19 protein-coding genes, 1 tRNA gene, 1 other RNA gene and 1 pseudogene are annotated in these 23287 nt (G+C 42.9%); 2 read left to right on the top strand and 20 right to left on the bottom strand.

Annotation, left to right across the window (positions count from 1 at the left end):
• Positions 1–12: 12 nt before the first annotated feature.
• From GMC92_RS00805 to truB, 7 genes are all read right to left on the bottom strand, one after another.
• Complete coding sequence (locus GMC92_RS00805) at positions 13–879, bottom strand: phosphate ABC transporter substrate-binding protein PstS family protein (protein WP_155199463.1); 867 nt, start codon at positions 877–879, stop codon at positions 13–15.
• A 107-nt stretch (positions 880–986) separates the two neighbouring features.
• On the bottom strand, positions 987–2291 hold the full coding sequence (locus tag GMC92_RS00800) for an RsmF rRNA methyltransferase first C-terminal domain-containing protein (protein WP_155199462.1): 1305 nt from the start codon (positions 2289–2291) through the stop codon (positions 987–989).
• Positions 2292–3062, bottom strand: a complete 771-nt coding sequence (locus GMC92_RS00795) for an inositol monophosphatase family protein (protein ID WP_155199461.1) — start codon at positions 3060–3062, stop codon at positions 2292–2294.
• Complete coding sequence (locus GMC92_RS00790; RefSeq protein ID WP_003003480.1) at positions 3052–3330, bottom strand: UPF0223 family protein; 279 nt, start codon at positions 3328–3330, stop codon at positions 3052–3054. Before GMC92_RS00790 ends, GMC92_RS00795 begins: the two co-directional genes overlap by 11 nt.
• 12 nt (positions 3331–3342) lie before the next feature.
• Positions 3343–3744 carry a Spx/MgsR family RNA polymerase-binding regulatory protein gene (locus GMC92_RS00785; protein ID WP_009732658.1) on the bottom strand — a complete coding sequence of 134 codons (402 nt, stop codon included), beginning with the start codon at positions 3742–3744 and terminating at the stop codon, positions 3343–3345.
• Positions 3745–4053: 309 nt separating this feature from the next.
• The gene (locus GMC92_RS00775) at positions 4054–4989 is read right to left on the bottom strand and encodes a bifunctional riboflavin kinase/FAD synthetase (RefSeq protein ID WP_155199460.1); all 936 of its coding nucleotides are present in this window, start codon (positions 4987–4989) and stop codon (positions 4054–4056) included.
• Positions 4990–4993: 4 nt separating this feature from the next.
• The gene (gene truB / locus GMC92_RS00770; protein ID WP_155199459.1) at positions 4994–5890 is read right to left on the bottom strand and encodes a tRNA pseudouridine(55) synthase TruB; all 897 of its coding nucleotides are present in this window, start codon (positions 5888–5890) and stop codon (positions 4994–4996) included.
• 181 nt (positions 5891–6071) lie between these two features.
• On the opposite strand from truB, the gene GMC92_RS00765 reads away from it, so the two are divergent.
• Positions 6072–7388 (top strand): FAD-containing oxidoreductase, encoded by a 1317-nt coding sequence (locus tag GMC92_RS00765; protein WP_155199458.1) that lies wholly within the window; start codon positions 6072–6074, stop codon positions 7386–7388.
• Between the two features lie 34 nt (positions 7389–7422).
• Here the strand turns inward: GMC92_RS00765 and GMC92_RS00760 are convergent, their stop codons facing one another.
• The 3 genes from GMC92_RS00760 to pcrA form a co-directional block, all read right to left on the bottom strand.
• Positions 7423–8223: an alpha/beta fold hydrolase gene (locus GMC92_RS00760; RefSeq protein WP_049472261.1), complete on the bottom strand. Its 801-nt coding sequence runs from the start codon at positions 8221–8223 to the stop codon at positions 7423–7425.
• Positions 8224–8226: 3 nt separating this feature from the next.
• A complete protein-coding gene (locus tag GMC92_RS00755; protein WP_155199457.1) occupies positions 8227–9501 on the bottom strand; it encodes a DUF2130 domain-containing protein in 1275 nt (424 codons plus the stop codon).
• 328 nt (positions 9502–9829) lie between these two features.
• Positions 9830–12115 carry a DNA helicase PcrA gene (gene pcrA, locus GMC92_RS00750; protein ID WP_155199456.1) on the bottom strand — a complete coding sequence of 762 codons (2286 nt, stop codon included), beginning with the start codon at positions 12113–12115 and terminating at the stop codon, positions 9830–9832.
• Between the two features lie 152 nt (positions 12116–12267).
• Here pcrA and GMC92_RS00745 point away from each other — a divergent pair, with 152 nt between their 5' ends.
• On the top strand, positions 12268–13458 hold the full coding sequence (locus GMC92_RS00745) for a cation diffusion facilitator family transporter (RefSeq protein WP_155199455.1): 1191 nt from the start codon (positions 12268–12270) through the stop codon (positions 13456–13458).
• A 181-nt stretch (positions 13459–13639) separates the two neighbouring features.
• Here GMC92_RS00745 and GMC92_RS00735 read toward each other — a convergent pair.
• From GMC92_RS00735 to GMC92_RS00690, 10 genes and pseudogenes are all read right to left on the bottom strand, one after another.
• Positions 13640–14038: pseudogene (locus GMC92_RS00735) on the bottom strand (transporter substrate-binding domain-containing protein); the annotation flags it as partial.
• A gap of 28 nt (positions 14039–14066) precedes the next feature.
• On the bottom strand, positions 14067–14627 hold the full coding sequence (gene lepB / locus GMC92_RS00730) for a signal peptidase I (protein WP_021152958.1): 561 nt from the start codon (positions 14625–14627) through the stop codon (positions 14067–14069).
• 165 nt (positions 14628–14792) lie between these two features.
• Complete coding sequence (gene pyk / locus GMC92_RS00725; RefSeq protein WP_155199454.1) at positions 14793–16298, bottom strand: pyruvate kinase; 1506 nt, start codon at positions 16296–16298, stop codon at positions 14793–14795.
• 69 nt (positions 16299–16367) lie between these two features.
• Complete coding sequence (gene pfkA, locus GMC92_RS00720; RefSeq protein WP_021152956.1) at positions 16368–17381, bottom strand: 6-phosphofructokinase; 1014 nt, start codon at positions 17379–17381, stop codon at positions 16368–16370.
• A gap of 84 nt (positions 17382–17465) precedes the next feature.
• Positions 17466–20567, bottom strand: a complete 3102-nt coding sequence (locus GMC92_RS00715; protein WP_338324021.1) for a DNA polymerase III subunit alpha — start codon at positions 20565–20567, stop codon at positions 17466–17468.
• 83 nt (positions 20568–20650) lie between these two features.
• Positions 20651–20738 (bottom strand) — tRNA-Ser (locus GMC92_RS00710).
• A gap of 10 nt (positions 20739–20748) precedes the next feature.
• Positions 20749–21097, bottom strand: a transfer-messenger RNA (tmRNA) gene (ssrA, locus tag GMC92_RS00705).
• A 103-nt stretch (positions 21098–21200) separates the two neighbouring features.
• Positions 21201–21995 carry a hypothetical protein gene (locus tag GMC92_RS00700; RefSeq protein WP_155125111.1) on the bottom strand — a complete coding sequence of 265 codons (795 nt, stop codon included), beginning with the start codon at positions 21993–21995 and terminating at the stop codon, positions 21201–21203.
• Positions 21996–22004: 9 nt separating this feature from the next.
• Positions 22005–22712, bottom strand: a complete 708-nt coding sequence (locus GMC92_RS00695; protein ID WP_155199453.1) for an ABC transporter ATP-binding protein — start codon at positions 22710–22712, stop codon at positions 22005–22007.
• Between the two features lie 171 nt (positions 22713–22883).
• The gene (locus tag GMC92_RS00690; RefSeq protein ID WP_004220168.1) at positions 22884–23213 is read right to left on the bottom strand and encodes a metal-sulfur cluster assembly factor; all 330 of its coding nucleotides are present in this window, start codon (positions 23211–23213) and stop codon (positions 22884–22886) included.
• Positions 23214–23287 lie beyond the last annotated feature (74 nt).

Genomic DNA, 23287 nt, shown 5'->3' with positions numbered 1-23287 from the left:
TACCTAATTCTTTTATTTTTTTGTCACATTCCCTTTTAAATCACGGGTGACTTTCATATCATTGATCGGGATATAACCCATCTTGCCAACAACTTTTTGCTGAATCTCATCGGTCATCATGTAGTCAATGAATTTTTTAGACAACTCATTAGGTTTTCCCTTAGTATACATGTGTTCGTAGGACCAGATTGGCCAGTTATTGTTGACAACATTGGCTTTGGTTGGTTGATAGCCATTAAGCTTCATGGTTTTGACACTGCTATCCAAGTAGGTAAAGGCTAGATAAGAGATGGCTCCTGGCGTTTGAGAAACGATGTTTTTCACCATTCCATTAGAGTCTTGCTCTTGAGCCTGCTTGGGTTGTTTGCCATCCATGATGATCGTATCAAAGATAGCTCGGCTACCAGAACCAACTGCACGGTTCACAATCGTGATTTCAAGATCTGGACCTCCCAATTGCTTCCAGTTGGTATATTCACCCGTAAAGATCTTTCGCAATTGCTCTGTTGTCAAATTGTCGATTGAGATATTTTTATTGGCAATGATGGCTGTCCCTGCTACGGCTACCTGGTGATCGACCAGACTAGAAGCATCAATCCCAGATTTTTCCTCTGCAAAAAGGTCACTATTTCCGATATCAACAGCGCCTGATTGAACTTGTGAAAGTCCTGTACCAGAACCTCCTCCTTGTACATTCACAATCTTACCAGGATGTTCTTCAATGTAGCGATCTACTACTCCTTCAACCAAGGGTTGTAAGGCAGTCGATCCGACAGCAGTGATGGATTCTCCGCGATTGATCCAAGAAGCACAAGCAGATAAACTTCCTGCTAATGCGATCGTCGCTAGTCCTAGGATCAGCTTTTTAGACTTTTTCAAATCATGTCTCCTTGATATTTCACTATTTCACTTATGATTTTGACAAGTTTTTTTCAAAAAAACCTGTACTTCCACTATATCATAGAACGGGTTCTTTGCCCAGCATTTTACCTAAAACGAAGCCCCTTTGGATAGAAATTTTTCAGGGTCTGTCCGGTCACTTTGGCAAAGCCCAAACCATTGCCTTCGACCAGGACCTGGTACCATCCATTTGGATGCGTTTCCTTCAATTGGACCGTCTCTCCTACCACATAATGAACAAAGTCCTCAGGCGTGATCGAAACGGTCTCTTTGACTTCACTCGGTCTCAATGCTAGACCAAGGGCAAAACTAGGTTCAAATCGATTTTTCTTGAAGGTTCCTAGGTGCAAGCCATTTCGGGCTATTTTTACTTTGCGCAAATCTGGTAAACCTAAAGGAACCAAATACAGCTCGTCCCCAAAGGTTTCGAGGACACCTTCTAGAGTGATCTTCAAGTGTTTCTTAGAAAACTCCTGCCACCATTTCTTTTGCTCCGCAGATAATTGGTCCTTTTTGGAAGGGATTTTGGCAGGACGATTCTCTCCTAGATAACGGAACTTAGCAACAAATTGTCCCTCCCCTTTAAAGAGATGAGGATACATGCGCGCCGTTTCTGGATGGTCAATGCCTTCTGCCATACCATTGATCTTCTCGATCGTTTCCAGCTCCAGATCATAGTTTTCCAAAAGCCAGGATACGACCTCTTCATTTTCCTCTGGAGCCCAGGTACAGGTTGAATAAACCAAGGAACCACCTGGAACCAACATCTTGAGAGCATCCTCTAGAATTTCTCTTTGAAGAAGACTACACTCTCGAGGATAATCGATGGACCAATAGTCCATGGCATCTGGTTGCTTACGGAACATCCCCTCACCTGAACACGGGGCGTCTAGTACAATCAGATCAAAAAAGCCTGAGAAAACTTTGGCCAGACGATCGGCAGACTCATTGGTCACCAGCACATTTCGCGCACCAAAGCGTTCTACATTCTCTACAAGAATTTTCGAACGACCCTTGTGGATTTCATTGGAGACCAAGAGTCCCTGATTATCCAAATAAGACAAGAGCTGGGTGGTCTTTCCACCAGGAGCTGCGGCCAAGTCTAAGACCTTCATTCCTGGCTTAGGCTGGGCGACTTGGACCACTATCTGAGCTGCTGGTTCTTGCGAATAGACCAAGCCCGTCGCGTGCTCGATGGATTTTCCTGAGACCTTTCCATAATGGCCCCAAGGGGTATTGGGAATCGGATCATCAAATGCTTTTTGAGCTTCTTTCAAAGGATTAGTCCGAAAGGCCGATACTGCTTCTTGTTCAAAGGTCGCAAAAAAAGCAGCAGCATCCTCACCTAGAAGATGCTGGTATTTTTCTTTAAAACCATTGGGAAAATTCATTTAACTTCTCCCTTTCTTAAGATAGGTTTGAATTTCTGTTAACTTCACTTTTGGAACCATCATAATGGGTTCCACTGACTGGTAATTAGGTTTATCTCCATTTAGATTTAAAACGGTATAGCCCAACTGTTCCCCCATGATCGCAGCTGCGGCATAATCCCAAGGCCAGATATAGCTAAAATAAGCTAGAATCCCACCTGAGAGAATTTTTGAAAAACTAATACCGGCACTTCCGTAGACCCGAATGCCAAGAGAATCCATACCAAGATCGGCCATACCCCAGTCATTTTTCTCAAGCATGCCGACATTTGAAGCAATCAGAAAGTTTTCCAGAGGTTGGTCCACAAAGGGTGTCAGTTCAACCTCATTGCGATACACAGGGAATTCTCCACCCCCATAAAAAAGGTTATCCCGCATCACATCGTAGATCAGGCCAAACTGACCAATTCCGTCTTCAAAATAGGCCACCATCACCGCAAAATCTTCCTTTTGGGTCACAAAATTATTGGTCCCATCAATAGGATCAATCACCCAAACGGATCCTTCTGAAATTGGGGAGCGAAGGCCATCTTCCTCCGCAAAAATCCGATCATCTGGGTAGCGATGTGTGATTTTTTCAACCAAATCCTTTTGAACCTGTTGGTCCATCTGGGTGACTAAATCTGTCGGCCCAGTCTTTTTTGAGATCATCAAGTCATCATGGAGATGAAGACGCAAGTAGTCTCCAGCCTCTAAAACGATTTGTTTGGCAAACTCTAATTTATTCTTCAAGAGAAAACCATCCTTCCTCTTTTTGCTTTGCAGCCTGGGTCGCACGATAGAGAGAATAACCGCTCACTTCTTCGAACTCCCGTCCAAGACGCTTTTCTTCTCCGATACTAGGCACGACCTTCTTAAAAGCGCGGTAGGCTTCCATGTATTCTTTGGCTTCTACCTTACTTTCATAGGCTTCTTCAACTTTATTGAAAAAAGAAAGCACTGAAGCAAGCTCTTCAGTGCTCCACGATAAGTCCAGTGGGTAACTATAATTTTTTTGCATTCGACATACTTCTTAGTTTATTTCTGCTCTTAGAGTGGCAGAGCGTAACTCTTGTTTGCGATAACTCCGTGGCAAGAAGGCCCGAATTTCATCTTCGTTAAAGCCAATCTGCATGCGTTTGTTATCTAAAATAATCGGTCTCCGCAAGAGACTTGGATTTTCCTCAATCAGATGGATCAAGGCTGAGATGGATAAATCTTCAACATCAACATCCAATTTTTGAAAAATTTTTGAACGAGTTGAAATAATGTCGTCTGTTCCGTTTTCGGTCAAGGCCAATATACTTGTCAACTCCTGTTTGCTCAAAGGACTTGTCATAATATTGTGTTCTTTAAATGGAACATCGTGCTTTTTTAACCAAGCCCGAGCTTTTCGACATGATGTACAACTCGGCGATAAAAATAATGTAATCATGTGGTTCACTTCTTTTTTTATATATAACTATCTGACTCTATTATACAAAAAAAATAGGTGCTTGAAAAGCGCTTTTTTGATTTCTAGACGATTTTTCTGAATTTCAGTGGAAAAAAGAAATCCCTTTCATTTTTCCCAAGAAGAGGCCCGAAAAAAGAGAGTGGGACAGAAATCGGTAATTCGTTAGAATTCGATTTCGTCGTCCCACCTCCGCACAGTTGAGTAGGGCTGTAAAAGCTGATGAAATCAGCGTAGTAGAGCCCACTCAACCACTGCGTCTTGCTCGACAATCCAAAAACAATTGAGAGGCTAGGACTTTTGTCCCACTCCCTTGGTCCAGTTTCGTGAAACTGCTTCATCTTCTTCTAGTTGCGCCACTAGTTGATCGATCCCATCGAATTTGACCATTTCTCGAATCTTATCCAACCAATGAATGGTCAGGGTATGACCGTAGATATCTCCTGTAAAATCAAAGAGATTGACTTCGAAACGAAGCTCTTTTCCATCAAAGGTGACATTTTTCCCAACAGAAGCCATGCCACGATAGATCTGCCCTTTAAAATCGACATCAACTACATAAACCCCATCTGATGGTAGATAGGTCCGGTCAATCGGCGCTAGATTGGCGGTAGGATAGCCAATAGTGCGACCACGCGCATCCCCATGCACGACGATTCCTCGACTGGATAAAGGGTGACCAAGTAGACGGGCAGCTTCTTGGACGCGTCCTTCTAGGATAGCTTGACGAATACGGGTCGAACTAATCTTCTCCCCCTGATCCAATACAGGAGAAATGACTTCCACTTGACCATCAAAATAATCAGCTAAGTCAGAGGCCTTTTTCTTATCAGAGCCAAAACTATAATCAAATCCAGCAATTAAAACTCGGGCTCTCAAGGCTTTGACAAATTGATCGACAAATTCTTTGGCAGTTTTAGAAGCAAAATCGGTCGTAAAATCAATGAGGAAGAGCTCATCTACTCCTAGTTCGTTTAATTTTTGGAACCGATCCTCAGGACTTTGCAAATGGAGTAACAATTCTGGTTGGTAGCGAACAAAGGCTAACTTAGGAGATTCAGGAAAGGTTAACAAAGCGACCTTCAAGCCTTTTTCATCCGCGATCTGACGCGCCATTTTAAAAAGTTCTTGATGTCCCAGATGCAGGCCATCAAAGTAGCCCAGAACCAAAACTGTCTCATTCTCCAAATGGATCTGGTTAGCAGTAGTAATCGTACGAATATTCATGAATTTATTGTAACACACTTTCTGTCAGAAAAACCTTGCGAGGTTTGTAAAGTTCTTCTCTTTTTTCTAAAATGGCTACCAATTTCCCTTGGTAAAAAGCAGCTAACTCTTTGGCTTCGCTCTCAACCGGAATAAAGCGTCCCACTTGGACTTCACCGACCTCTTCTACTGTCAGCTCTACTTTTTCCAGATCCCCTGTTCCAAATTCAAGTGGATGAAGGAAGCTCAAATCTCCTTGCCCTACTTTTTCAGCCACTTCTTCTAAGGTCAGGGCATCATCCAGTGACAAACCAGCAGCACTGGTCCGTGTCAAATGAGACATATGGGCTGCGTAACCCAGTTTTTGACCAAGGTCCACAGATAAGGTCCGGATATAGGTCCCCTTGCTGCATTTAACCCGGAAGCGAAAACGGGCTAGTCCTTCCTCGTAGCCAATCTCACTGGTACGCGTGAATTCATAAATCGTCACCTGTCGGACAGGGCGTTCCACTTCTTCTCCTGCCCGTGCATACTCATAGAGCTTACGCCCATTGACCTTAACCGCGGAGTACATAGGCGGTACCTGCTCGATCTCTCCCACCATTTGGGCAATCATGCGATCGACCTCTTCTGCATCTAAAGGCACTTCCACTGGGGTCCGCTCCACGACATCCCCGCTGGCATCCTCCGTTGTGGTAGAAAATCCCAGAGTGATTTCTCCTTCATAGACCTTGCCTTCATCTTGCATGAATTCGACCATCCGGGTCGCCTTGCCAACTGCTATTGGAAGCACTCCCACCACATCCGGATCCAGCGTTCCCCCATGGCCGATCTTCTTAGTTCCTAAGATTTTTCGCAGTTTAAATACCACATCATGTGAGGTCATGCCTGCTTCCTTTTTTACATTGATAATTCCGTCCATCTGATTTGCTCTTTCTAACTGATTGTGTGACCATCCGGTCCACCGACCCTTTATTATACCATGAAACAAGACTTCTTGTCCCTCTTTCCCCCTTCTCATGAGCTCCTAAAAAATCCCGTAGCAGATTTCAGACTTTTTAAAATGGATTTGATACAATAGAAAGCGAAAGAAGGTGTAACATATGTTAATGTATGATGTTATTGTGATTGGATTTGGTAAAGCTGGTAAAACACTCGCAGCGAAATTATCAAGCCAAGGAAAAAAAGTCGCTCTGATTGAAAAGAGCAAATCTATGTACGGTGGTACTTGTATCAATATCGCTTGTATTCCCACCAAGACCTTGATTGTTGCAGCAGAAAAAGGCTTGGATTTTGAGCAAGCCATGAATGAGAAAAATGCAGTCACTACTCGTCTCAATGGTAAGAACTACGCAACGATTGCTGGAACTGGTGTAGACATTATCGATGCGACGGCTCGTTTCGTTTCTAACAAGGTCATCGAAATTCAAGCTGGAGATGAAAAGGAAGAATTGACAGCTGAAACCATTATTATTAATACTGGTGCTGTGCCAAATGTCCTTCCGATCCCAGGTTTGGCTGAAAGTAAATTTGCCGTGGATTCAACCGGTATTCAACGTTTGGAAAACCTACCTAAACGCCTGGGTGTCCTTGGCGGTGGACCAATTGGATTGGAATTTGCTCATCTCTATAATACCTTGGGCAGCCAAGTAACGGTGCTGGATGCTTCTGAAACATTCTTGCCACGAATCGAGCCAAGCATTGCAGCTCTTGCAAAAAGCTACCTTGAAGAAGACGGTATTCAATTCTTGCAAGGCGTTCATACCCAAGAAATCAAAGATGGCCAAAACAGCTTAACGGTTGTCACAGATAAGGGAGACTTCGAGTTTGATATCCTTCTCTACGCAACAGGTCGTAAGCCAAATACAGCTGGACTTGGTCTTGAAAACACAGACATCCAAGTCACTGATCGTGGAGCGATCCAAGTCAACCGTCATTTGGAAACCAGCGTCTCTGGTGTCTTTGCAGTTGGGGATGTCAATGGTGGTCCACAGTTCACCTACATGTCGCTCGATGACTTCCGCATTGTCTTCAACTATCTCACAGGCGATGGTAGCTACAACCTCGAAACTCGTAGAAATTATGCGACAACACTCTTTATTGCTCCTCCACTTGCCCAAGTCGGCTTGACCGAACAAGAAGCACGCGACAAAGGACTTCCAGTTGCCGTTAAAGAATTGCCAGTTGCTGCCATGCCTCGTGGCCATGTCAACGCAGACCTCCGAGGGGCCTTCAAAGCCGTTGTCAACCCAGAAACCAAAGAAATTCTTGGAGCGACGCTCTTTGGAGAAGCTGCAGGCGAACTCATCAACCTGATCACCATGGCCATGGACAACAAGATCCCTTATACTTACATCGCAAAACAAATCTTTACCCACCCAACCATGGCTGAAAACCTAAACGATCTCTTTGCGATTTAACTAACATAAAAAAGCTGGAAAATTCCAGCTTTTTTTAGTTTAAGAATTCACAGACAGCCTCTTGAAATACTTTATTTTCTTCATAAAGAGCATGCCCAGAATGCTTAAGAATGAGGAGTTGACAACCCGAAATCGCTTTTGCTAGTTCCTTGGATCCGTCCACACCAATCACATCATCTTCAAGCGCACCAAGGACCAAGGTTGGACACTGAATTTCTTTTAAGACCTCAAGGCTATTATGTTCCAGGCAAGACTGAGACTGAATGGCTATTCTATTTTCATCTTTGATTCGCCCCAAGCGACCCATAATATTATAAAGCAACCGCCACTTTTGATAACTCTTTTGCGTGTAAGAATGCTTTGCAATATCCAGCATGAGGTCTCTAAAAGTTCCAGATTGACTAAGCTTTTGCCAATGCTCAATTCGCTCTCTAGCAAGTTGACTAGGTTTTGCAGTAGTCACGGCTAAGATGAGCTTTTGAACCTTTTCAGGGAAATCTACCACCAACCATTGGGCAATCATTCCACCTTGTGAAATCCCCATGACATAGGCTGTATCTATGTTTAGTGTCTCCATTGCTTCTGCTACATCTGCTGCCATATCCCGCGTCGTATAGCCCTGTCTCAACTCATTGATTCGAGAAAAAACATAGATTTTATATCGCTTAGCAAGTAGACGATACGAGAGAGAAAAGAGCTGTGCCTTTCCTTTAACGGTCTGCAATCCATCCCCCAAGCCTGGTATAATTACTAGAGGGTCCTTTCCTTTTCCAAATGTCACATAGTCCATGGTTTTCCCATTCATGGACAAGGTAGCGTTCTTAGCTGAATACAAAGATTATTCTCCTTTCAGAGCATCAAATTTAGCCTTCATGGTTGGATTCTTCCGAGTCAATTTTTTAACGGAAACATCATCCAACTTGTTGTTAGCGAGACGAAGTTGATTTTCTGATGTGGTCAGGAATTTCTTGACTTCTTCCATTCGCTTGATGGCCTTGTCGATTTCATCGATGGCCTTGCCAAAGTTGACAGAAGCCGAATTGTAGTTCTTAGCAAAGGCAACTTTGAAAGCATCCAGGTCTTCTTCAAAGTGGGTGATGTCGATATTTTGTTCACGAACAAGCGCCAGTTCCTGCTTGTATTTAAGGGAATTGAGGGCCGCATTGCGCAAGAGCCCAATGATCTGGATAAAGAACTGAGGACGGACCACATACATCTTCTCATACTCGTGGCTAACATCGACAATCCCTGTGTTGAAGTAGTCATTATCTGCTTCAAGCATGGTCACTAAAACCGCATATTCACAGTTTTTTTCTCGACGGTCCTTGTCCAATTCCTTGTAGAAATCCGCATTCTTATGCTTCTTCTCTGTCCCGTCAGCTTCATTCTTCATCTCGAACATAATAGAGATAATCTCCATCCCATTTTCATCGCACTCGCGGAAGATAAAGTCGCCTTTAGACCCACGTGCAGAGACCTTATTGTCCTTTTCAAAATAGGCATTTGGGAAGGCAAAACTGCGAACCTTGTTGAATTCACTTTCCGCATACTGTTCCAGACTTTCCCCGATGGCCTTGGTCGACTGCTGGGCCTTAAAATTCTTGTAGAACTCGACCTGTTCATTGGCTGCCTTAAGTTGGGCTTCATAGTTTTGCTTAACAGAAGTCAGAGAAAGCTCGTTTTCTTTTTCTTGTAATAGAAGCTGATTTTTGACCTGATCTCTTTCTTTCTCTAGATCAGACAGCGTCTTTTGCAGCTGATTTTCATGTTCCAAGCGCAAGGTGGCCAACTGATTCTCCAGTGCTTGCACTTCTTTTTCTTTCTCTAGCAGGCTTTGGCTAGCTGTTTGCTCCACCTCTTTTTTAGCCAATTCTTTTTCAGTATCAAACTGTTGAATCTGGTTTTGTAACTGGGCAATTTCTTGGTCCTTCTTAGCTAACTTCTCTTGCTGCTCATTAAGGGCCTTTTGTTCAGCTAAAGCCAACTCCTGCCGAATTCGCTCATGAATTTCTTTGTCAAACTCTGCTGTCCGTACCTGTGACAAGAGTTCGCTGTATTGACTTTCATTGACTGTAAAGACTTCCCCACAGTTGGGGCACTTGATTTCGTTCATAGTATGCCTCTTTCTCTATTCTTAGTATATTATATCATGCCACCAGTAAAATCAAAACCAGCAAACGAGGCTTGCTCCTACTATTTCCCTAGTTTATGACAGTGAATAGAGTAAATGAGAGAATTTGAGAAAGAAGAACAATGACCATTAAAACTTCCCGCCGTGAGAAAAGCAGGAGAAACAGATTTGTTTCTCCTGCTCGGTAGATTTGAGACGGAAGGCTCAAATCTAAGGTATGGAATCCCAAAGGGAGTCGCTACCGTCCGCCCTCACCCAAGGGAAGTTGATAAAAGGACAAAACCAGCAAGCTAAGCTTACTGGTTTCAGTTTATTTCTTCTCAATTGGCGCGACACTGGCTAAGAGTTTCTTTAGCCCCACTTCTGGGAAGTTGATCTTGAGTTCTTGGGTACTGCCACTACCAGAGACTTCTAGGACAGTCCCTTCGCCCCACTTCTTGTGAATGGCAATATCACCAATGGACCAAGCGACGCTTTCTTTAGCGCTAGAACGGTTACTATTACCAAAAGGTAGGCTTGATGACGTGAGAGCACTTGGGGATGCTTGTCTCTTGCGCTCTTGAAGGGCTTGTGACAGGCTCATGCCTTTTCCAAAGGTCGTTCCGGCACCATTGCTATAAGAAGCCTTAAAGCTGGTGTTGACTGGACGGGCTAATCCTTGGTAGGTCAATAAATCCGAGCTGATTTCATTGATAAAACGCGTCGGACGATTGTAGCTGGTCCGTCCAAAAAGCAAACGAGAGTTAGCATTGGTCAAGAAGAGAACCTTCTCTGCCCGCGTGATCCCCACATAAGCCAAGCGACGCTCTTCTTCCAACTCATCTGGATCCTCAGCCGCACGACTAAGAGGAAAGACATTTTCTTCCATCCCAATCAAGAAGACGACTGGAAACTCCAATCCCTTAGCCGCGTGAAGGGTCATCAAGGTGACTTCTGAAGTTTCTTGGGCTCCATCATCCGTATCGGCAATCAAAGCCAAATCATTCAAGAAACGACTCAAGGTTTCCACACCTGATTCGTCTTCGACGGTCTCTCCATTTTCATCAAAATTCTTGGTAACAGATAGGAACTCTTGGATATTCTCAATGCGGGCCTGACTTTCCAAATTTCCCTGATTGGTTAGGGCCGTCATATAACCTGTCTTGTCAAGGACCTCTTCGACCAACTCTGTAATGGTCAGCTGATCCAATCTTTCTCTAAAATCAAGAATGAGATTGGCAAAGTCCCAAATGGCTTGAGCGGCCTTTCCTTTAATGCCTGAGAGCATGATATTGGCTGAAGCATCCAGGAGTGAAGACTCTTGCAGTTGGGCAAAGTCACGAATCTTATCCACTGTACCTGTCCCGATTCCCCGCTTGGGTTCATTGATAATGCGCTCAAAACTGATATTGTCACTGAGGTTGGCAATCAAGTTCAGATAAGCAATGACATCCCGAATTTCCTTCCGGCTGTAGAACTTGGTGCCCCCTACCATGGTGTAAGGAATGTTGGACTTGAGTAGCGCTTCTTCAATGGTCCGTGACTGGGCATTGGTCCGGTAGAGAACCGCAAAATCACGGTGTTTGTAGCCAGCTTCGCGACTAAGCTCTTCAATCGTTTTAGCAACAAAGACCGCTTCATCCTGCTCATCATTAGCCCTGTAATAGACAATTTCTTCCCCGTCTTCATTTTGTGTCCAGAGATTCTTCGGACGGCGGTGGCGATTGTTTTTGATGACATCATTGGCTGCTTGCAAAATCGTCTTAGTCGAGCGGTAATTCTCTTCTAGGAGGACGACCTTAGCTTCCTTATAATCCTTCTCAAAGTCCAGGATATTCTGCATATCTGCTCCACGCCAGCCATAAATAGACTGGTCCGCATCCCCAACGACACAGATATTTTTAAAACGTGAAGCCAAGAGTTTGACCAATTGGTATTGGGCATGGTTGGTATCTTGGTACTCATCCACGTGGATATATTGGAACTTCTGCTGGTAATAGGTCAGCACATCTGGATGCTGGTCAAAAAGACGCAAGGTCAGCATGATCAAGTCATCAAAGTCTACCGCTTCTGACTGACGGAGTTCCTTTTGGTAAGCCTCATAACACTTGGCGACGATCTGGGTGTACACATCTCCCGCTTGGGCAGCATAGGCCACTTCATCGATCAAGTCATTTTTAGCATTGGAAATAGTTCCCAAAATGGTCCGTTCATTCCATTTCTTAGGATCCAAATTCAAGGACTTCAAGATCCGCTTCATCAAGGTCCGCTGCTCACCTGGATCGACAATGGTGAAGTTGCGATTGTAGCCAATGTGATCCGCATCTCGACGGAGAATACGCACACACATGGAGTGGAAGGTGGCAATCAAGCAATCTTGGGTGGCTGGATTCAACTGATAAGCCCGCTCCTTCATCTCCCGAGCAGCTTTATTGGTAAAGGTAATGGCCAAAATATTCCAAGGATTGACCATTTTTTCATCGATCAAGTAAGCGATCCGGTGGGTCAGGACACGTGTCTTACCAGAACCAGCTCCCGCCATAATCAAGAGGGGACCTTCTGTCGTTTGGACCGCCTCTGCTTGGCGATCATTCATACCATTCAATAAAGGATTCATCTCATACTCCTCATTCATTCAATCGTTCTATTATACCACAAAAACCTGTCTAGCTTCTTTTAAAAAAGGACTCATTTGAATTTCCCTTCCAAAAACGATATAATAGTAGCTTAAAGAAAACAGGTTCATATCCGAGGTTGTAGGAGGAAATTTTGGAAAAACCATACAGTAATTTAAAACTGGCCGAACGTGGTGCCATCATCAGTATTTTAGCCTATTTACTACTTTCTTCAGCAAAATTAGCTACTGGCCATCTGCTTCACTCCTCTAGTTTGGTAGCCGATGGATTTAACAACTTATCAGATATTATCAGCAATGCCGCTCTGCTCATCGGGATTCGTCTCGCTCGCCAACCTGCTGACCGCGATCACAAGTTTGGTCACTGGAAAATTGAGGATCTAGCTAGTCTAGTCACCTCCATCATTATGTTTTATGTCGGTTTTGATGTCTTACGCGATACCCTCCAAAAGATCTTCAGCAATGAAACCGTTAGCATTGATCCACTCGGTGCTGGTGTCGGAGTGGTTTCAGCCCTTGTCATGCTAGGCGTTTATTTCTACAATCTTCGCTTAGCAAAACGGGCCAAATCAAAAGCCTTAAAAGCGGCCGCAAAAGACAATCTTTCAGACGTCGTCACTTCTCTTGGAACGTCGATCGCGATCGCTGCTAGTGCTTTTAACTATCCAATTGTCGATAAAATCGCAGCCATCATCATCACCTTCTTTATCCTCAAAACAGCCTACGATATTTTTATGGAATCTTCCTTTAGTCTTTCAGACGGCTTTGACGATAGTCTCCTCGAAGATTACGAAAAAGCTATTTTAAAACTCCCTAAGATTGCGCGTGTGAAATACCAACGCGGACGGACCTACGGAAGCAATATCTATCTGGACGTTGTCTTGGAGATGAATCCCGATCTTTCAGTCTATGAAAGCCATGCGATCACAGAAGAAGTCGAGGATCTCCTGAAAGAAGACTTTGGAGTCTTTGACATTGACGTCCATGTAGAACCTAGCTCAATTCCTGAGGATGAGCTGATCGAAAACGTTGAAAAGAAACTCTTGACCTACGAAAAACGCCTCTATGCTAAGCAAGAGTTTGATACATTACTAGCGGATAATTATACCTTGATTGACGATACCGGTCACGAACACAACAAGGCAGAATTAATTGAGGCTCTCGCAAGCGACCAAGTTCAATTCCAAAACTTTGAACTGGAGTCCATCAGTCAAAAAACCAAACTCATACGTTATGAACTAGACGGTCAAATCCATACCAGTCTCTGGCGTCGCCACGAAACTTGGCAAAAGATTTTCCATCAAATTACTAATAAAACCGACTAAAAGAGGCTGGGACAAAAGTCCTAGCCTCTCAATTGTCTTTGCATTGTCGAGCAAGACGCAGTGGTTGAGTGGGCTCTACTACGCTGATTTCATCAGCTTTTACAGCCCTACTCAACTGTGCGGAGGTGGGACGACGAAATCGAATTCTAACGAATTACCGATTTCTGTCCCACTCTCTTTTTTACTTGATGTCATCTGTCGCTACATCCGTCCCAAACCACTTCTTAGAGATCTTTTGGAACTGGCCCTTTTGATAGAGTTTTACGAAGGCTTCATCAATTTTTTTCTTCAAGGTTTTATCCGCCTTGCGCACCCCTACCGCAAAGGATTCTGTCTCAAAACCGACAGGAAAGACATTATAGTCTTTTAAAATTCCTTCCGTTTGCAGATAATAGTTGGCATAGACACGGTCGATTAAGAGGCCATCGATCCGATCATTCTGAAGATCGATCAGCGCCTCGTTGAAACTCTGGTATTGGGTAGCCTTTTGATTTTTGATCTTATTTTTCAAGATTTTAGGATTGGCTTCAAAATCCATATAGCCAGACGATCCGGTCTGGGCACCTAATCGTTTCTCTTTGAAATTTATAAAAAAAATAGCCTTTCGGCTATTCTTTTACTTTTATAAATCCAAATTTATTGAGAGGATAGAGACGCAGATTCACGACTCCTTCGATCTGATTTTTATGGATATAACCAAACTCACGGCTATCTTCTGTATCCCCACGGTTATCATTTAAGACTAGATAAGTATCGGATGGTACACGACCAGCCTTGGTCCCTTTTAACTCTGATAAGAAGAAATCATCCGTATAATACCCATTACTCGTTGGAGCCGCCAAGTGTTTATTCAGCATTTTATTTAGGTAAGGTTCTGGTGTTGCCTGTCCATTCAAATAGAGGACGTCATCTACGTAGCTGACTTCATCGTTTTCTTTGGCAATGACACGTCCAAGGTATTCTTTTCCACCGACCTTGTATAAGACCAAATCACTGCGATCTACCTGAGCATTTCTAGTCGCTACCACAAGATCTCCAGTTTTCACAGAAGCATTGGCCATTTTATCATTGATACTAAATGGATGAAATACAAAAATTCGAAGCAAAATCAGTGCCAAAACCAGTACACCAACAATGATGACATTTCTAATTAAATCTCTCCTTGGCATGTATGTCTCCCTTCCTTTTTATTTATTATACCATGTTTTTGATCTTTAAAAAAGAGAAAGTAAGCATTAGTGAGAATTCTTATCAACACACTACAGAAGAAAAAGAAAAACCTCGCGGCCGATCCTTTCGGACCAACCAGCAAGGCTTTAAGATCAAACTGTCTATTAACGTACTGTACGGATACGCATTGTGTTTGTACGAACTGCTTCACCAAGTGGTACACCTGCAACGATAACGATATCATCACCAGATTGTACAAGACCAGCTTCAACTGCTTTGCGTTCAGCAATTTCAAACATGTCATCAGTTGATGATGGAGCTTCTGTCAACATTGGGATAACACCCCAGTTCAACATCAATCCACGTTCTGTCAATTCGTCAAATGTCAATGCCAAGATATCAGCATTTGGACGGTATTTAGAAATCAAACGTGCTGTGTGACCAGTCTTAGTAAGAGTTACAACCAATTTGATGTCCATTGAGTTTGTAGCATCTTTAACAGCTGAAGCCATAACTTCTGTCTTAGAGTTACGTTCAAATGAATCTGAGTTCAAACGTCCATATTCTTTAAGAAGAGTTTGAGCGTTCTTGTCAATTGTAGCCATTGTTGTAACTGACTCAAGTGGGTATTTACCGTTTGCAGATTCACCTGAAAGCATTGTAGCATCAGTACCATCGATAACAGCGTTGAAAACGTCAGATACTTCAGAACGAGTTGCACGTGGTTTTTCAGTCATTGTTTCAAGCATGTTTGTTGCAGTGATAACAACTTTACCAGCAGCATTCACTTTAGTGATAATCATTTTTTGGTAAACTGGAACCATTTCAAATGGTACTTCGATACCCATGTCACCACGAGCAATCATAATACCGTCTGCAGCTTCAATGATTTCATCTAAATTATCGATACCTTGTTGGTTTTCGATCTTCGCAAACAATTGAACGTGACCGTTACCAGTTTCTTCACAAATTGCACGAACTTCATTTACGTCTTTTGCAGTACGTACGAATGAGATCGCGATGAAGTTGATACCTTGTTCCAAACCGAAGCGGATATCGTCGTTATCGCGTTCAGCAAGTGCTGGGAAAGGAATCTTAGTGTTAGGGATGTTCACACCTTTTTGTTTAGCAATGATACCGTCGTTTTCAACTTCAACAACAAATTCACGCTTTGCAGCATCTTTTTCTACAACGCGAAGACCCAATTTACCATCATCAACCAATACTTGGTGTCCAACTTCAACGTCATCAAAGATGTCAAGCGCACCAGCAACGTTCAAAGCAATCACTTCACGAGTTGATTTAATACCTTGTTTTGTAGCAACGCGGATACGTTCACCAGTCTTGTATGAATATTCTTTAGCTTCGCCTTCGAACAATTCAGTACGGATTTCAGGACCTTTTGTATCAAGAAGGTAACCAACTTTTTTACCAGCGATTTCTTCTGCACGTTTAACAGTCGCCATACGTTCACCTTGTTCTTGGTGGTCACCGTGTGAGAAGTTGAAACGGAAAGTGTTAGCACCAGCTTCGATCAATTTAGCAATGTTTTGTGCTGAAGCTTCAACGTCAAGTTTTTCAGCCCAGTATCCATCTTCACCGAATTTTTTACCACCACGGATTTCTACCGCAGGACCTAAAGTTGCAACGATTTTTACACGTTTGTTCATGATATATATGACTCCTTTTTAAATATATCTGTCTTTTTAAGACAAGGTTAACGAATTTATGAAATAAAATTAGATTGAAGACAAGCTACGGTTCAACTCGGCAAGACCAAGATCAGCTTTATGTGGATTGTTTACCACAATCTTACCATCTTCTGTCAAGCTAAAGAGGGCTCCTTCTTCTGCTTTACCAAGGATTGGGTTTTCAACCATTTTTTCATTACGGATACCAACGGCTACACCACCGATTCCTTGTTTCAACAATTTAACAGCGTGTGCTCCCATACGTGAAGCAAGAACACGGTCACGCGCAGTCGGTGAACCACCACGTTGGATGTGGCCAAGTTCAGTCACACGAAGGTCACTTTCATCACCAGCTTCTTTCAACGCTTTACCAAATTCATCTGCAGACATCACACCTTCAGCCAAGATGATGATGTTGTGGGTACGACCTTTTGCGTAACCTTCTTTGATGCTCTCAACAACATCTTCGATCTTGAATCCTTCTTCAGGGATGATGATTTCATCTGCACCAGATGCAATCCCTGCCCAAAGAGCGATATCTCCAGCGTTACGTCCCATCACTTCGATAACGAAAGTACGGTGGTGACTAGATGAAGTATCACGGATCTTATCGATCGCGTCCATTGCAGTTGTGACTGCCGTATCAAAACCAATTGTAAAGTCAGTTCCGACGATATCGTTGTCGATCGTACCAGGAAGACCCACAGCTGGGAATCCAAGCTCAGTCAAGCGCATCGCACCATGGTAAGAACCATCTCCACCAATAACGACAACACCTTCGATCCCGTGTTTCTTCAATTGCTCGATCCCTTTTAATTGACCTTCGCGTTGTGCGAATTCAGGGTAACGAGCTGAATGAAGGAAGGTACCACCACGGGAAATAATATCTCCAACAGATGAGGCGTCAAGGGGCTGAATTTTACCAGCAACCATTCCCGCATATCCATCATAGATACCGAAAACTTCCATTCCTTCTGAAATTGCTTGACGAACAACTGCACGGATGGCAGCATTCATACCAGGGGCATCTCCACCACTAGTTAAAACAGCAATACGTTTCATTTCGTTGTTTGCTCCTTTTTTTCTTTTACATTCTACGTAATTATAACACAAAGAAGACTAAAATTCTCGTATTTTTCGCAGTTTTTACCGATAAATCGTTTTCATAACGAGATTCTTTAGTTCATCTTCCAATTCTTTGTTTTTCTGGACTGTATAGCCCTTCAATTGAAGAGTTTTTTTCTCGTCTTCATAGCGTAATATCACAGGATATGGGCCCGGATATTTTTTCAAGATAGAAAGAATCGTTTTATCCTGACGATGATCGAGCAACTGGATCCAGAACTTTTCATTGGTTGCCAGTTGCGCCTCTGCTAGAATTATCTGCAAGCGCCCATCACGCTCTTGTATCTTCCCTGTCAAGTAATAAAAGCCACCTTCTTTTATCAAGGAGGAAAATCGATTGTAGGTTTCAGGGAAAAGGGTCACATCCAATTTTTTCTTGGTATCACTGACTTGTAAGAAAGCCATGAGATCGCCCGACTTGGTTCGAATGGTTCGAATGTTTTGTACCTCAATGAGAATGCGCGCCTGCTCTCCTTGTATGAGTTGAGAAATTGGTTGGATCTCGTAGGGACTCGTTTGCCCAATCGCAACCAATGGGTGGGTACTGAGTCCGATCCCAATAATGGCCTCTTCCTTCTCATATTTTTCAGCCTGGCTAAAGTCCTCTGCTTCTGTCCAGGAATAGTTAGAATCTGCAAATAAACTACCTAGCTCATCAGCAAAGACAAACAAATTCGGTAAATTGTGAATCACCTTGCGCCTATTTTTTTCAAAAATGTCAAACAATCCAAGTTCCACTAAAGGTGTTAACAAAGGCAATTTATGATACTGATTGGGGAGTCGTAAAATAAAATCTTCGACACTTTCAAAGGGGCGATTATCAATGATCCAATACGCTAAATCTCTCGGGAGTCCCTTGATATTTTTCATTCCCAAGTAGATTTTTCGATCCTGGAACTTATCTCTGTAAGGGATGGTGTTGATGGATAATGGCGCGACTTTAAAATCAAACTGGAGAGCATCTGTCAGATAATCGCTGCTCGAATAATTGAGCATGACATCAAAGAAAACATCTGGATAATGGACCTTGAAATAGGCCATCTGAAAGGCCAAGGCAGAATAGGCATAGGCATGGGAACGGTTAAACCCATAGCCTGCGAATTTTTCCATGATCGCAAAGACCTCTTTGGCTTTTTCTTCCGTATGTCCAAATTTAAGAGCACCTGCGACAAAATCGTCTTCCATCTTGTGCATTTCAGCTGCATTTTTTTTGCCCATAGCCCGACGTAAAATATCGGCTTTTCCCAGGCTAAAACCTGCAAAACGCTGGGCAACCTGCATGACCTGCTCTTGGTAGAGCATGATCCCATAAGTGGGCCTTAAAATTTCTTCAATCGCTGGATCTAAAATCTCAACTTTTTCTTGGCCGTGCTTTCTTTTGACGAAATTATCAATGTAATCACTAGCACCTGGACGATTGAGAGAGGTAGTCGCTACCACTTCTTCGAAATGATTGGGTCTCACTCGTCTCAAGAGGCGAATGGCTCCAGCTTGCTCAAATTGGAAAATCCCCTTGGTGTCCCCAGCAGCAAACAAGGCCAAGGTTTCTGGATCTTCTAAATCAATGGCTTCAATCACGATCTCTTCTTGGTACTTTTCATAGACTGCTTCCTTCATTTTCTGAACAAAGGTTAAATTTCGCAGACCCAAAAAGTCCATCTTTAACAAACCATTGGCTTCAACCGCATGGGCATCATACTGGGTGACAAACATATCTTCTCCGTACTTGAGAGGAATGTGATCCGTCAAATCCTGGTCACTCATCACAACCCCAGCCGCGTGGATCGATGTCTGTCTTGGTTGGCCTTCAATTCTTTTGGCAATTTCAAAGCCACGCTCAAATTCTGCTCGACTATGAATCACTTGTCGAAAAGCTAGATTCTGTTCATAAGCAGTCGTCAGTGTATCCCTAAAGCCAATCCGCTTGGTAATGGAGGTCAATTCGTACTCTGGTACCCCGAAACGTTTAAAGACATCTCGAATGGCTTGTTTGGCCCCAAAGGTTGAAAAGGTCACGATCTGAGCCGCATGGTAACTCCCGTAACGGTCTCGTACATAACGGATAAATTCTGGACGATAGATATCAGGAATATCAATATCAATATCCGGCATGGTGTAGCGCTCCACATTTAAAAAGCGCTCAAAGAGGAGGTTCTTCTCCACAGGATCAATCCCTGTAATCCCTAGGGAATAGGCTACCAGTGAGCCTACAGCAGACCCACGTCCCATTCCCATATAATAGCCTTGACTCCGTCCGAAACGAAGAAGGTCCCAGACAATCAAGAAATAATCATCAAAACCCATTTGGTGAATAATGTCTAATTCATGCTCCAGACGTTCTTGATAGACCGGACTGGTCAAGTTCTTTCGAAGGAGACCCGCTTGGGCTAATTCTCTTAGTTCCTCAACAGCTGGTTTCTGGGGATTGAAGCGAGGCAATTTCAACTGGGTGTCAATATCATATTGAATCCCTTGGACAAGGTTTTCCAGATTTGTGATAGCTTGCGGAAATCGCTCTGCAAAATCATTCTTTAAATCCTGAGGAGTTTTTAGGACTGTTGTAGGATCAATTGGCCCTGTTTCTGTCAAGCTTTGATTGTCCTTGATGGCTGCCAGCATCTGCATGGCTTCCACATCCCCAGCCTCAAAAAATCGAACGGTATGAAGAGGGAGCACAGGGTGGCTAAACTCTTGGACCGGCGTATCCGCAAAAACTCCGATGAAGTAATCTAGACCAAGCGGCAAGTCTCCACTAGCAAAAGGCGCAGGGACAATGACTGCTACTCCTTCTGTTAGGTGCTTCACATCCTCCCAATTGCTCTTCCCCATCATTTTGACGGTCGACATCTTCATCAGATTCTGGTAGCCCTTCGTTGACAGGGCGATCATTCGAAACGGAATTGTTACATTGTCTACCTCTAGTCCAATTTCTAAACCGACCAAGGGGCTGAGTTTTTGGGCCTGACAGGCTTCGATAAATTCATAGGCACCATACAAATTATCTACATCCATGATTCCCAAAGCGCCATACCCCATGCTTTTAGCCACGTGGACATAATCTTTTATGGTCACAAGGCTTTCCATAAAAGTATAGACTGATTTGGTATCTAGCTGTGCAATCACTTTTTCTCCTCCCTCACTTGTCTATTTTTGGGACTCTTTTTTGTACAAAAAAACACCACTGCTACACAATGATGTCTCAACAACGGAAGACATGGGATTCGAACCCACGCACGCTTTTACACGCCTACCGCGTTTCCAACACGGCCTCTTAAGCCTCTTGAGTAATCTTCCATGAATAAAAATATGGAGCCGGTGGGAGTCGAACCCACGTCCAAACACCTGCCAGCATATTTGTCTACAACCATAGGTTATGTCTTCTTTTAACAGCTACATGACACATAACTCAAGCCCTGTACCTGCGAGTCTATCAATCTCTTATCTAACTCCTAGACCAAGCTAGATCGTATCTCGCTATAATTAAGACCTGTCATCAAACACGAGCGATTCGAATCGGGTCACGCCTGCTGGTGTTTAGGCAGCTAAAGCGTAAGAATTATTATTTTTTGCAGTTATATTTAACTGGCGTTTTACATCCGCTAGATGAGTTGCAAAATATGCCTCATAATGCCTGTCGAATCCGTAACGACCCCAAAACGAATACAATTAGTATATCAAAATGTAGCCAAAAATGCAAAAGAAAAAAATTGAACAAGAAGGCTTCCACCGGGAAGCTCCTTGCTCAATTTGCTGTTCTTATTGAAGATTCAACTTGTACTTGCTGATATAGTGGATGGTGAAGTACATAGAAACAATCTTAATGACTTCATAGATAAGACCTGGAATGAAGTTTGCTCCAAATTCATCAAACTTTCCATAAACCAATGCATACCCGACAGCATATGAATCCTTAAATGGATTGACCGCTGTACCAATGATACTTAAGACAAGGCACAAAAGAAAGAAGAACAGAATCGCTTTCAATCCACGACGATTTTGGAACAGTTGGCCAAGTGCGATCGATACATAAAATAGGAAGATTCCTGAAGCTGTGGTGAAAATCCACCAGATGATCATCCAATAAGCTATAGAATAACTAAAAGCCTCAGCGATAATACTAAATACAGGAGAGAGGTCTTGTCCAACGACAGCGCCCATCACAATAATTGTAAGAAGACCACTAAAAAATAGAAGGAATAGGCAGTAAAGACTCGCTACTAAAGCTCCCACAAATTTAGACAAAATGATCGCATGAGGACTAGCTGGAAGGGTCCATGTCAAGTAACCTTCACGTCCGTATAAGTTGGAATAGAAACGACGGATAATAATATAGTAGTTACTAAGATAAAGACCAATGACTCCTCCAAAAATAAGAATCCCAATAGTTCCTGCTACCATTTGCATGGTATCTAGATCCCAACTTCTAATAGTTGTTGAAGAACTTCCAGCAATAATACCTGTTAGTACTGACAAACCTAGTGCGATCAGGGTGATCAATAAATACCACTTAGCTGTCGATTTAAATTCATATTTTAATAATTTACCAAACATGGGTTCCTCCTAATAAACACGGAATTGATCACGGAAGATCTCATCGATTGATTTTCCGTGTTGATTGCGCATAACAGTCGTATTTTCATGCAAGAGGATTCTTCCTTGGTTGATGAAAATGGCCTCATCCAAAACTTGCTCAATATCAGCAATCAAGTGAGTAGAAATCAAGACAGAAGAGTTTGGACGTCTGTTTTGAATAATGGTCCGCAAAATATAATCACGCGCCGCTGGGTCAACCCCACCGATTGGTTCATCAAGAACATACAAGTCAGCTTCACGACTCATCACCAAAATCAATTGCACTTTTTCCTTGTTCCCTTTTGAAAGGCTGTTCAATTTTTGATTTGGCTGCAAATGCAAATCATTAAGCAATTGGTAGGCACGTTGGACATTAAAATCTGCATAAAAATCTTGGAAATAGCGAATAGCATCGACAATTTTCATATTTTCATTCAGATAAGTCGTATCTGGCAAATAGGAAACCACTTTTTTAGAAGCTGGGGATGGTAATTGCCCATGAATATAGATATTTCCAAGGCTTGGTTGCAACAAACCATTGATCAATTTAATGATGGTTGTTTTCCCGCTACCATTGGGACCCAAAAGGCCAATAATACGGCCAGGTTGGATGTTCAAACTAACATCCATGAGAGCAACTTCATGCCCATAATTCTTTGTCACATGGTCCAAGTAGACCAAAGGATACTGATTCATGTAAATCTCCTTTATTTTCTATTTATGCTATTATACCCTGTCCCCTTGATGATTGCAACTTTATCTGAAAATTTGCTAAGAATTTGTAAATGATTGTTCAAAAAAAAGGGTACAAACAAATCAGAGGTTAGGGGAGCCCCAACCTCTGATTTGTTTTGATACATAGAGTGTTTAACTAATTCCAAGTGCGATCCGTGCATAACGGCTCATCTTTTCAACCGTCCAAGCAGGGTACCAGACCAACTTCACATCCACCGATGTCACTTCTTCTACTTCTGCTAAAACATCATGAATTTGATCTGTCAGAAGATCTGCCAATGGACATCCCATGGTCGTTAGGGTCATATCAATGATGGTTGCTCCAGTTTCACCGTCAAAATGGATCTCGTAGACAAGACCTAAATTGACAATATCAATCCCAAGCTCAGGATCGATTACCTCTTCCAAAGCATTTAAGATTTTATTTTTAATTTCTTCAATTTGTTCAGTTGTATATGCCATATGACTTCCTTTTTTGCTATTTTACTCTCGATAGAATTTCTTGGCTCGGGTTAAAAAGGTCCCCCGGACCTGGG

The sequence above is a fragment of the Streptococcus parasanguinis genome, assembly GCF_009717775.1.
GTDB lineage: Bacteria > Bacillota > Bacilli > Lactobacillales > Streptococcaceae > Streptococcus > Streptococcus parasanguinis_AG.
Note: the sequence above shows the minus strand (reverse complement) of the source record. Positions and strands in the feature narration are given on the sequence as shown.